The sequence below is a fragment of the Delftia sp. WSY_12 genome, from assembly GCF_043104645.1.
GTDB lineage: Bacteria > Pseudomonadota > Gammaproteobacteria > Burkholderiales > Burkholderiaceae_C > Comamonas > Comamonas tsuruhatensis.
Window position 1 is genome coordinate 16,917 of sequence record NZ_JBICKW010000054.1, and the last position, 12,111, is coordinate 29,027.

General features: G+C 70.5%; 7 protein-coding genes. 2 read left to right on the forward strand and 5 right to left on the reverse strand.

Annotation, left to right across the window (positions count from 1 at the left end):
- Positions 1–58: 58 nt before the first annotated feature.
- Entirely contained in the window at positions 59–3,199 is a 3,141-nt protein-coding gene (locus tag ACF8LI_RS23335) for a multidrug efflux RND transporter permease subunit (RefSeq protein WP_392414350.1), read from the reverse strand.
- A 385-nt stretch (positions 3,200–3,584) separates the two neighbouring features.
- Between ACF8LI_RS23335 and ACF8LI_RS23340 the strand changes: the two genes are divergently transcribed.
- The gene (locus ACF8LI_RS23340; protein ID WP_392414351.1) at positions 3,585–4,319 is read left to right on the forward strand and encodes a response regulator; all 735 of its coding nucleotides are present in this window, start codon (positions 3,585–3,587) and stop codon (positions 4,317–4,319) included.
- Positions 4,316–5,389 carry an ATP-binding protein gene (locus tag ACF8LI_RS23345; RefSeq protein WP_016448780.1) on the forward strand — a complete coding sequence of 358 codons (1,074 nt, stop codon included), beginning with the start codon at positions 4,316–4,318 and terminating at the stop codon, positions 5,387–5,389. Before ACF8LI_RS23340 ends, ACF8LI_RS23345 begins: the two co-directional genes overlap by 4 nt.
- 18 nt (positions 5,390–5,407) lie before the next feature.
- Here ACF8LI_RS23345 and ACF8LI_RS23350 read toward each other — a convergent pair whose 3' ends face one another.
- From ACF8LI_RS23350 to cobW, 4 genes are all read right to left on the reverse strand, one after another.
- Positions 5,408–5,869 (reverse strand): VWA domain-containing protein, encoded by a 462-nt coding sequence (locus ACF8LI_RS23350; RefSeq protein ID WP_288899265.1) that lies wholly within the window; start codon positions 5,867–5,869, stop codon positions 5,408–5,410.
- A 209-nt stretch (positions 5,870–6,078) separates the two neighbouring features.
- The gene (locus ACF8LI_RS23355; RefSeq protein ID WP_392414352.1) at positions 6,079–7,212 is read right to left on the reverse strand and encodes an ATP-binding protein; all 1,134 of its coding nucleotides are present in this window, start codon (positions 7,210–7,212) and stop codon (positions 6,079–6,081) included.
- The gene (cobN, locus tag ACF8LI_RS23360; RefSeq protein ID WP_392414353.1) at positions 7,209–11,027 is read right to left on the reverse strand and encodes a cobaltochelatase subunit CobN; all 3,819 of its coding nucleotides are present in this window, start codon (positions 11,025–11,027) and stop codon (positions 7,209–7,211) included. The genes ACF8LI_RS23355 and cobN overlap by 4 nt, the downstream gene beginning before the upstream one ends.
- Before the next feature lie 29 nt (positions 11,028–11,056).
- The gene (gene cobW / locus ACF8LI_RS23365) at positions 11,057–12,106 is read right to left on the reverse strand and encodes a cobalamin biosynthesis protein CobW (protein ID WP_392414354.1); all 1,050 of its coding nucleotides are present in this window, start codon (positions 12,104–12,106) and stop codon (positions 11,057–11,059) included.
- Between the last annotated feature and the right edge of the window lie 5 nt (positions 12,107–12,111).

Genomic DNA, 12,111 nt, shown 5'->3' on the forward strand with positions numbered 1-12,111 from the left:
GTGCCGGCGGGCAGCCCTGAAAGCACAGGGCGTTGAGCGCGATCCAGAGAGGCATGGTTCAGGTTCCGGGGTCGGCAGCGGGCGGCGGCCGGCGCGCGCTGCCGCGCGGCCCGGCGATGCGCCGCTGCCATTCAAGGACGAAGACGAAGAAGACGGGCACGAAGAACACGGCCAGCACCGTGCCGCTGACCATGCCGCCGAACACGCCCGTGCCGATGGCGTGCTGGGTCTCGGCGCTGGCGCCCGATGCCAGCATCAGCGGCACCACGCCCAGCGCAAAGGCCAGCGAGGTCATGAGGATGGGCCGCAGCCGAAGGCGCGCGGCCTTGATGGCGGCCTCGCGCAGATCCTGGCCTTCCTCGCGCAGTTGCTTGGCGAACTCCACGATCAGGATGGCGTTCTTGGCCGACAGGCCGATGATGGTGATCAGGCCCACCTTGAAGAACACATCGTTGGGCATGCCGCGCAGCAGCACGGCCGCCACCGCGCCCAGCAGGCCCAGGGGCACGACCAGCATCACCGACAGCGGGATGGACCAGCTCTCGTACAGCGCGGCCAGCACCAGGAAGACCACCAGCATGGACAGGGCCATGAGCAGCGGCGCCTGCGCGGCCGACTGGCGCTCCTGCAGCGACTGGCCGGTCCAGGCCACGGCAAAGCCGGGCGGCAGCTGGGCCGCCAGCCGCTCCATCTCGGCCATGGCCGCGCCGCTGGAGGTGCCGGGCGCAGGCGTGCCCGAGATGCGCGACGCCAGGAAGCCCTGGTAGCGCACCAGCTGCAGCGGCGTCTCCGACCACACGGGCGTGGCGAACTCGGCCAGCGGCACCATGCCGCCCGAGGCATTGCGCACATTCAGCCGGAGCACGTCATCGACCTGCATGCGCGCGGGCGCGTCGGCCTGCACGATGACCTGCTGCATGCGCCCGGCGTTGGGGAAGTCGTTGACATACAGCGAGCCCATGGCCGTGGACAGCGTCTCGCTAATGGCGGCAAAGCCCACGCCCAGGGCCTGGGCCTTTTGGCGGTCGATCTCCAGCCGCACGCTGGTGCCCGAAGGCAGGCTGTCCTGGTAGGCCGAGCCCAGCACGCTGCTGCTGCCGGCCAGCGCCAGCAACTGGTCGGTGGCCGACTTGAGCGCGGCATGGCCCTGGCCCGTGCGATCCTGCAGGTACATGGTGAAGCCCGAGGAGGTGCCCAGCTCGTCGATGGCCGGGGGCTGCAGCACCATGATGGCGCCCTCGGGCGCGTGTTCCATGGCCTTTTGCGCGAGCGAGACTTCCTCGCCCGCCGTGGCGCCGTCGCGCTGGTCCCAGTCCTTGAGCGTGGTGAAGGCCATGGCCGCGTTCGGGCCCGAGCCCGCGAAGCTGAAGCCCAGCACCGAGATGCTGGAGGCGATGCCGGGGCGCTGCGCCACATGCTCCTCATAGCGCTTGACCACGTCCAGCGTGCGCTCGGCCGTGGCATCGGCCGGCAGCTGGATGGACGCCATGAAGTAGCCCTGGTCCTCCTCGGGCAGGAAGGCCGAGGGCAGCTGGCGCAGCGCAAACACCAGGATGGCCACGATGGCCGCGAACAGCAGCATCATGCGGCCCGTGCGCCGGACCAGGCCCGTGACATGGGCCTCGTAGCGGTTCGTCAGCCGCTCGAAGCCGCGGTTGAACCAGCCGAAGAAGCCCTTCTTCTCGTGGTGGCCTGCCGCCACCGGCTTGAGCAAGGTGGCGCACAGCGCCGGCGTCAGGCTCAGGGCCAGGAAGGCCGAGAACAGGATGGACACGGCCATGGACAGCGTGAACTGCTGGTAGATCACGCCCACCGAGCCGCTGGCGAACGCCATGGGAATGAACACCGCCGTCAGCACCAGGGTGATGCCGATGATGGCGCCCGTGATCTCCTTCATGGCCTTGAGCGTGGCATCGCGCGGCGACAGGCCCTCCTCGGCCATGAGGCGCTCCACGTTCTCGACCACGACGATGGCGTCGTCCACGATGATGCCGATGGCCAGCACCATGCCGAACATGGTCAGCACGTTGATGGAAAAGCCCGCCACCAGCATCACGGCGAAGGTGCCCAGCAGCGCCACGGGCGCCACGATGGCCGGGATCAGCGTGTAGCGCAGGTTCTGCAGGAACAGGTACATCACCAGGAAGACCAGCACCATGGCCTCGACCAGGGTCTGCACCACCTTCTCGATGGAGATCTTGACGAAGGGCGCGGTGTTGAACGAGATGGTGTGCTGCATGCCCTGCGGCAGGATGGAGGCCAGCTCGGCCATGCGCTTTTGCACGGCAGCGGCCGTGCGCACGGCATTGGCACCGGGCGACAGCTGCACGGCGGCGCTGGTGGCGGGCTTGCCGTCCTCGCGGTTGGAGAAAGCATAGGACTGCGCGCCCAGCTCCACGCGCGCCACGTCGCCCAGCACCAGGCGGGAGCCGTCGGCATGGGCGCGCAGCACGATGGCCGCGAACTGCGCGGGCGAGGTCAGCTGGCCCTGCACCGTCAGCGGCGTGGTCACGCGCTGGCCCGGCGCGGTCGGCGCATCGCCCACGCGGCCCGGGGCGATCTGCATGTTCTGCTGCTGTATGGCCTGGGTGAGGTCGCCCATGGACAGCCCGTAGGAAATCAGCTTGGCCGGATCGACCCAGACGCGCATGGCGCGCTCGGTACCGAACAGCTGCACGCGGCCCACGCCCTCGATGCGGCGCAGCTCCTCCACGATGTTGCGCGCCATGTAGTCATTGAGTGCCAGCTCGTCGAACTCGCCGCCCGGCGAGATCAGGCCCACCAGCAGCAGAAAGCTCGACGTGGCCGACTCCACCTGCAGCCCGTTCTGGCGCACGGCCTGCGGAAGGCGCGGCTCCACGGCCTTGATGCGGTTTTGCACATCCACCTGGGCCAGCTCCGGGTTGGTGCCGGGCTTGAAGGTGGCCTTGATCTCGGCCGAGCCCGAGGTGTCCACCGAGGACTCGAAGTACAGCAGGTGGCGGACGCTGGACAGCTCGCGCTCGATCAGCGAGACCACGGAATCATTGAGCGTCTTGGGCGTGGCGCCCGGGTAGGTGGCATACAGGCTCACCGTGGGCGGCGCCACCGTGGGATAGCGCGATATCGGCAATTGCGGGATGGCGAGCACGCCCAGCAGCACGATGAACAGCGCGATGACCCAGGCAAAGACGGGCCGGTGAATGAAGAACTGTGGCATGGACGCGAGGTCTGGTTTTCAATGCGCGCCAGGGCGCGCTGCGGAAAAAAAAACACGGCGCCTGGCGCCGAATCATCTGAGGGGCCATCCGGATGCAAATCCAGATTGCCAGGAGGCATGGGGATGAAGGAAACTCCTGCCGGTGCGGCTTCGGCCTGCGGCGTGTTGCCGCCAGGGCCATTCATCCATGGAGCCGCTGCAAAGCTAACAGCTCTCCCACCCGCTCATACGGCACTGCCGCTGTGACTTCATATTCATCGCTTTGTTTCGCATGCCGGCCAATGGCGGCGGCACAGGGAAACAGCTTGCGTTCTTTCGATGGCATTTCGGCCCGGGAAATGTGGAAGAACGATGGAGATGAACACAGCCGCCGCCGCGACCCAAAATGGCTTCTATCATTGCCCAGCCCTTGCCTTTCCAGCCATCGACATCGCTCATCCTCGTTGCCGAGGACGAGCCCGAGATCGCAGACATCCTGTGCGCCTACCTGGCCCGCAGCGACCTGCGCACCGTCCATGCCGCCGATGGCCAGCAGGCCCTTGAACTGCACCACCACTTGAAACCCGATCTCGTTCTTCTCGACGTGCAGATGCCACGCCTCGACGGCTGGCAGGTGCTGTCCGAAATCCGCCGGCGCGGCGACACGCCCGTCATCATGCTCACCGCCCTCAACCAGGACGTGGACAAGCTCATCGGCCTGCGCATTGGCGCGGACGACTACGTGGGCAAGCCCTTCAATGCGGCCGAGGTCGTGGCGCGCGTGCAGGCCGTGCTGCGCCGCTGCGGCCAGGGCCGGCTCCGCGATACCAAGCTGCTGCAGGCCGGCCCCTTTCGCGTGGACCTGGACAGCCGCGAGGTCAGCGTGCAGGTGCAGGGCGCCACGCACGTGCCCGAACTCACCGTGACCGAATTCAACCTGCTGGCCAGCCTGGTGCGTTCGCCCCGGCGCGTGTTCAGCCGCGCCGAGCTGCTGCTCAGTTGCCTGCCCGAAGGCCACACGCTGGAACGCACCGTGGACAGCCACATCAGCAAGCTGCGCAAGAAGCTCGAAGGCCTGGGCGTGCAGGGCATGCCCGACAGCGTGCGCAGCGTGGGCTACCGGCTGGGGATGGATCCATGAGCGCAGTGCCGGGCCTGCGCCGGCAGGTGGTGCTGACCATGTCGGCCGTCACGCTGGCCGTGGTCGTGCTGTGCGTGCTGGGTTCGTACGCCTTCTATGCACTGCTGCTGACCTTTCACCCGGCCAGCGTCTCCGACGGCTGGATGCCCTCCAGCGTGGAGCTGGCCTGGGTGCTGCTGACCCTGGTCATCGCCCTGCTGATCGCCATCTTCGTGGCCACGCGGCTGTCGCGGCGCATCCTGCCCTCGCTGGACTCGGTGGCCATCAGCCTGCGCCAACTGGCCCAGGGCGACCTCTCGGCGCGCGCGCACACCGACGACAGCGCGCTGCACGAGGCCGCCCAGCTGGTGCACGACTTCAACAGCCTGGCCCAGCGCCTGGAAGGCATGGCGCAGGAGCGCGCCTTCTGGAGCGCGGCCATCGCCCATGAGCTGCGCACGCCCGTGACCATCCTCAGCGGACGGCTGCAAGGCCTGTCCGACGGCGTCTTCCTGCCCAGCAAGGACATGCTGGCCAGCCTGATGACCCAGGTCGAGGGGCTGACCCGCCTGATCGACGATCTGCGCCTGCTGGGCCTGCAGGACAACGGCCACCTGCATCTGGAGCTGCGCCAGACCTGCCTGGCCGGCGAGGTGCGATCGGTGACCCTGGCCGTGGGGCCGGCGCTGGAGCAGGCGGGCCTGCAACTGGCGCTGGAGCTGGACGAGCAGCCCGTGGTCTGCGACCCCGTGCGCATACGCCAGGCCCTGCTGGCCCTGCTGGAAAACGCCATGCTGTATGCGCAGCCCGGCCCCCTGCTGGTGGCCGCGCGCGTGCGCCAGGGCCTGTGCACCGTGCGCGTGGAAGACAGCGGCCCCGGCGTGGCGGCGGACCTTGCGCCGCGCATCTTCGACGCCTTCCAGCGCGGCGAAGGCGCCCGCAGCCGCAAAAACGCCGGAGTGGGGGCCAGCAAGGGCAGCGGACTGGGCCTGGCCGTGGTCCAGGCCATTGCCCAGGCCCATGGCGGGCGGGCGCAATGCCTGCCGGGCGAGCGCGGCGGCGCGCTGTTCGAGCTGAGCTGGCCGGCCTGACCTCGTCAAAGCCGCAGATCAGCCTGCGAAATCATCGGCCCGCACATGGCGTGCGTCCCAGGCGGCGGCCAGCGCAGCCGCCCGGCCCAGGCGCACGCGGCCTGATTCGAAGTCCACGATGCCCGCCTCCTGCGCCGCCGCAGGCCGCGCGGGCCGCTCGCGCGTGCGGCCGTCGGTGAGCAGCCACAGCCAGCCCTGGCAGGAGGCCTCTGCGCCGCAATGGCGCTGCAGCAACTGGCCCGCATGCTCCACGGCCGCCTGCAGCGGCGTGCCGCCGCCCCCGCCGATGGGAGCGATCCAGTCGTCATTCCAGGCCGCAGCCTTGCGCGGCGGCAGGCGCAATACCACGCGCGTGCCCGCAAAGCAGATCAGCGCCACCTGCTCGCGGCGGCGGTAGGCCTCTTCCATCAGCGACAGCAGCACGCCCTTGGCCCGCGCCAGTGCGCCGCTGGCGGCCATGGAGGCCGAGCAATCGAGCACAAAGCAATGCAGCCGCGTGGCCTGGGGCGGCTCGCGGCGGCGCTGCAGATGTTCGGGCGCCAGCGCCTGGGCGCCGCGCGCGGCCAGCGTGCGCGGCCAGTCCCAGCTGCCGGTGGGCGGCCCGCCCTGCGCCTGGGCCAGCCGGGGCTGGCTGGCCGCCTGCTGGCCCGCCCTCGCATCCCTTGCCTGTGGCGCGGGGCCGCGAGGGCTCAGGCTTTTTTTGCGGCGGGCGCTCCGGGCTTTGCGGCCTCGCGGGCCAGCAACGAAGGCACGGCGACACGCAGCAGGCCCACGGGCTCGGGCGGCATGGCGCCCCAGTCGGCCTCGGAGGGTTGGCTGCCGCTTTCGCCGTTGGCCGTGGCCTGGGCAGGTGGCCGGCTTTGTGCCGGCGACTGCGAAGGCGGATTCGATGGCGCCTGCTGTGGGGATGGCTGCTGCTGCGGCGCCCCCGGCTTGCGGCGGTGCACCAGCACCAGCTCAGCCACGGCCTGCACATGGTCGGGCGTGACCTCGGCATCGCCCAGCCAGGCGGCCCAGGCGCGTGCGGCACGCAGCAGCACCAGGTCGGCCCGCAGGCCATCCACCTGGGCGGCAATGCACAGCGCGCCTGCGGCCTGCAGCACCGCGTCGGACCAGGGCAGCGCGCCGGCCGGCTGCAGGCGCTCGCGTGCCGTGCGCAGCTGCGCGGCCAGCGCGGCCTGGGCGTCTGCATGGCGGGCGCGGAAGGCTGCGGGGTCGGCATCGAACAGCAGCCGCGCACGCACGATGGCCTGGCGCTGGGCCGCATCCTGCACATTGGCCAGGCGCACGCACAGGCCCAGGCGGTCCAGCAGCTGCGGGCGCAGCTGGCCTTCCTCGGGGTTCATGGTGCCCACCAGCACGAAGCGCGCCGCATGGCGGTGGGAGATGCCGTCGCGCTCGACCACGTTGACGCCGCTGGCGGCCGCATCCAGCAGCACATCGACCAGGGCATCGGGCAGCAGGTTGATCTCGTCCACATAGAGCACGCCGCCATGGGCGCGCGCCAGCAGGCCGGGCGCGAATTTGAGCGCATGGCCGGCCATGGCCTGGCCCAGGTCCAGCGAGCCGGCCAGATGCTCCAGCGAGGCGCCCAGCGGCAGCGTGACGAAGGGCGCGGCATCGATGAGCTCGGCCAGGGCGCGCGCGGCCGTGGACTTGGCCGTGCCGCGCGGCCCCTCGATCAGCACGCCGCCCAGTTGCGGGTCGATGGCGGCCAGCAGCAGCGCCTGGCACAGCAGGGGCTGGCCGGCAATGGCGGCAAAGGGAAACAGCGGCGGCAGCGCGGGCGGGGCGCCGCTGCCCAGGTCAGGAGATGCGGTCATGCGCGCAATCCTTCGAGGTGGTTTTCATGTTCCAGCAGCAGGTCTTCCAGCTGCTGGCGATAGTCGCCGGGCTGCTCCCACAGGCCGCGCTGCATGGCTTCGAGCAGGCGCTCCAGCATGTCGCGCAGGGCCTGCGGATTGTGCTGCACGAGAAAGTCGCGCGTGGCCGCGTCCAGCACATAGGCGTCGGCCACCAGGGCGTACTGGTGGTCGCCCACCTGCTGCGTGGTGGCGTCGAAGCCGAAGAGATAGTCCACCGTGGCCGCCATCTCGAAGGCCCCCTTGTAGCCATGGCGTTTGGCGCCGTCCATCCACTTGGGATTGGTGACGCGCGAGCGCACCACGCGCGCAATCTCCTCCTTGAGCGAGCGCACGCGCGGCTGGGCCGGGTTGGCATGGTCGCCGTGGTAGAGCGCGGGCTGGCGGCCCGAGAGGTGGCGCACGGCAGAGGCCATGCCGCCCTGGAACTGGAAGTAGTCGCCCGAGTCGAGGATGTCGTGCTCGCGGCTGTCCTGGTTGTGGGCCACCACGTCGAGCTCGCCCAGGCGGCGGCGCAGCGCGTCGCCTGCGGGCACGCCCTCGGCGTCCTGGCCGTAGGCATGCTGGCTCCAGCCCAGGTAGGCCTGGGCCAGGTCGGCATCGCCCTGCCAATCACCGCTCTGGAACAGCCCGCCCAGTCCCGAGCCGTAGTGGCCGGGCGGCGCGCCGAACACGCGCCAGCCGGCCTGCAGGCGGGCCTGCACGGCGTCCATGCCCTGCGCCTGCAGCTGCTCGGCCTCGGCCAGGATGCGCGCGCGTATGGGGTTGTCCTCGGCGTCTTCGTCCAGCGCGGCCACGGCCTGCACGGCCGCGTCGAACATCTGCACGGCGCCCGGGAAGGCATCGCGGAAAAAGCCCGAGATGCGCAGCGTCACATCCACACGCGGCCGGCCCATGCCCACGCGCGGCACCACCTCGAAGTCCACCACGCGCTGGCTGCCGGGCGCCCATTTGGGGCGCACCCCGATCAGCGCAAAGGCCTGGGCGATGTCGTCGCCGCCCGTGCGCATGGTGGCCGTGCCCCAGACCGACAGGCCCAGGGTGCGCGGGTACTCGCCATGCTCCTGCAGATAGCGCTCCAGCAGCCTGAGCGTGGCCTGCTGGCCCAGCTCCCAGGCCGCCTGCGTGGGAATGGCGCGCGTGTCCAGCGTGTAGAAATTGCGCCCCGTGGGCAGCACGTCGGGCCGCCCGCGCGAGGGCGATCCGCTGGGCCCGGGCGGCACGAAGCGGCCCTGCAGGCCGCGCAGCAGCTGGCGCAGTTCCTCGCCGCCGCAGGCATCCAGCGCGGGCGCCAGCACGGCATGCACCTGTTGCAGCGCGGCGCGTGTCTGCGGCCAGTCACCGGCCGGGGCTTCACCTTCCAGCAGTTGTTGGGCCAGCAGCTCCAGGCGCTCGCGCGTGTCGCCTTCATGGCGCCAGGGCTCGTCGCTCACGGCCTGCAGGGCGGCGGGGCGCGCGCCGGTCCAGGGGCGTGCAGGCTCCATGCGCAGCGGGTCGAACCCGGGGCTGTCCAGCAGGTCGGCGGCCAGCGCCTGGATCAGGCCCTGGCCTTCGTCCGACGGGAAGCGCGCCAGCGCCAGCAGCGTGTCGCGGCGCTGGCGCCCTTGCGGCGAGGCGCCGAAGACATGCAGGCCGTCGCGGATCTGGGTTTCCTTGAGCTCGCACAGGTAGGCGTCTATGCGTTCGAGCACGGCATCGTCGTCCTGCGCGGCACCGGGCGCCAGGTCCAGCTCCTGGTCCAGGTGCTGGCGGCGCACGATGTCCAGGATCTGGCGGCGCAGCAGCGCGCCGCGCCGCGCATCGACCAGCAGGGCGTCGTAGTACTCGTCCACCAGGCGCTCCAGATCCTGCAGCGGGCCGTGGTTTTCGGCCCGCGTCAGCGGCGGCATCAGGTGGTCGATGATCACGGCCTGGCTGCGGCGCTTGGCCTGGGCACCTTCGCCGGGATCGTTGACGATGAAGGGGTACAGGTGCGGCAGCGGGCCCAGGACGGCATCGGGCCAGCACGCGCCCGACAGCGCCAGGCTCTTGCCCGGCAGCCATTCGAGGTTGCCATGCTTGCCCACGTGGACCATGGCGTCCACGGCAAAGCGGTCGCGCAGCCAGAAGTAGAAGGCCAGGTAGCCGTGGGGCGGCACCAGCTCGGCATCGTGGTAGCTCGCATAGTCCTGCGCGCCCATGCCTTTACCGACCAATGCACGCGCCGGCTGTATGCCGACAAAGACATGGCCCAGGCGCAGGCCCGCGATCATGAAGCGGCCCTGGCGCAGCAGCGGGTCGGCCTCGGGCGCGCCCCAGCGCGCCGTGATGGCGTCGGCCATGCCGTCCGGCAGCGCGGCCAGGCGCGCCAGGTACTCGTCCAGCGCATAGCTTTGCCAGGCCGGTCGCAGCGGCCACTGGGCCGGGTCGTTGGCAATGCCCTGCTGCAGGGTGTGCATCAGCGCCTGGCCATCGGCGGGCAGCTGCGCGGGGTCGCCCAGCTCGTGTCCTTCGGCAGCCAGGTGCTGCAGGATGGCGATCACCGAGGCCGGCGTATCCAGCCCCACGCCGCTGCCGATGCGGCCTTCGCTGCCCGGATAGTTGGCCAGCACCAGGGCCAGGCGCTTGTCGCGCGCGGGCAGGCTGCGCAGGCGGCACCAGCGCCAGGCCAGGTCGGCCACGAAGTCCACGCGGTCGGGCTCGGGCTGGTAGGCCACCACGTCGGCCTGGGTGAAGGCGCAGCGGTGGGACAGGCCCTTGAAGCTGATGGCGCGCGTGATGATGCGGCCATCCATCTCGGGCAGCACCACCTGCATGGCGATGTCGCGCGGGCGCAGGCCCTGGCTGTCGGCCCACCAGTCCTCGCGGTTGCCGCCGCTGGCAATGACTTGCAGCACGGGCGCATCGCCGGCCAGGGCCGTGCCCGATTCCAGCGCCGAGAACGCCGTGGTGTTGAGCACCAGCTGCACGGCATGGTCTTCGCAGAGCTGGCGCAGCGTGGCCAGGCACAGCGGGTCCTTGAGCGAGTCCAGCGCCACGGGCAGCGGGTTCATGCCGCGCTGCTGCAGCGACAGGGCCATGGCGTCGAAGGCCGCCGTATTGCCCGCCAGCAGGTGGGAGCGGTAGAACACCAGGGCCACGGTGGGCGCGCCCGGCGTCCAGGCGCGCTGCAGGTCGTCGATGCCGGCCACGTCATGGGCCTGGACCTGGGCATGGCTCCTGGCAGCGAAAAGCGCCGGGGGAACGTGGACAGCCGCCTGCGGCAGGGTGCGCGGCGGCAGCGGCGCATCGCCCCGGTCCAGCCCGTGGTAGACGGTGGCCTTGATGAATTCGCGCGCATTGGCCGCGCCGCCCGAGCGCAGGTACTGCCACAGCTGGCGGCAGGCGGCGGCCGGCAGCGTGCTGCGCGCCAGCAGGTGCGGGTCTTCCTGCAGGTCACCCGAGAACATGGCCAGGCGCTGCCCCTTGCGGCGCGCCAGAGAGCCGATCTGCTCGATGCCGTAGGGCCAGGCCGATTCCGAGCCCAGGTGGTCCACGATGACCACGCGCGCATGGCGCAGCACCTCGTCCACATACAGGTCCAGCGAGGCCGGCTGGCGCAGGTACAGCAGATTGGCCAGCCGCACCGAGGGAAAGTCCGCCGACGCCCCGGCCAGCGCGGCCACGGCCGAGGACAGCAGGGCCAGCGTGGTGTCGGCCGAGCTCAGGATGACGATGTCGGCCGGCGTCTGGTCGAGGCGGGTGACGATGCTCTCGTCCTCGACGAAGCCGCCGGGGCGCGTGGACAGCAGGTGCATGGAACAGGTTTCAGTGCGGAATCGGAAGGTCAGGCGGCCACATTCTCCAGGCCCTTGCGCAGCGCTGCTTCGTCAAGGTCTTGCCCGATGAACACCAGGCGCGTGCCGCGTGCCTCGCCCTCGCGCCAGGCGCGGTCGAAGTGGTGGTCGAAGCGGCGGCCCACGCCCTGCAGCAGCCAGCGCATGGGCTTGCCCGGGATCTCGGCAAAGCCCTTGACGCGCAGGATGCTGTGCTGCTCCACCAGCGTCTCCAGCGCGGCCAGTAGGCGGTCGCGGTCCACGGCGGGCAGGTCGATCACGTAGGAGTCGAAGTCGTCATGGTCATGGTCTTCGTCGTGGTCGTGGTGGCTCACGCGCTGGTCGATGGTGGTCTCGGCCGCCTTGGCCAGGCCCAGCACCACGTTCAGCGGCAGGCGGCCCTGGGACGATTGCACGATCTTGACCTCGGGCGGCAGCTCCTCGCGCACCAGGGCGGTCACGCGCGCCAGGGCCTCGGCATCGGCCAGGTCGGTCTTGTTGAGCACCACCAGGTCGGCCGCGCCCAGCTGGTCCTCGAACAGTTCGTGCAGCGGCGATTCGTGGTCCAGGTTGGGGTCGGCGCGGCGCAGCTCGTCCACGGCCTGGGGATTGGCGGCGAACTGGCCGCTGGCGGCCGCTGGCGTATCCACCACGGTGACCACCGCGTCCACGGTGAACACGTTGGCGATCTCGGGCCACTGGAAGGCCTGGACCAGGGGCTTGGGCAGGGCCAGGCCCGAGGTCTCGATGATCACGGCGTCGATCTGGTCGCGGCGCTCGGCCAGCGCGCGCATCACGGGGAAGAACTCTTCCTGCACCGTGCAGCACATGCAGCCGTTGGCCAGCTCGTACAGCGCGCCTTCGCGCTCGTTGCCCTCGTCGTCGCAGCCGATGCCGCAGCCCTTGAGGATCTCGCCGTCGATGCCCAGCTCGCCGAACTCGTTGACGATGACCGCGATGCGCCGGCCATCTGCGTTGTCCAGGATGTGGCGCAGCAGCGTGGTCTTGCCGCTGCCCAGGAAGCCGGTGACGATGGTGGCGGGAATCTTGGCGGTTTGCATGGAAG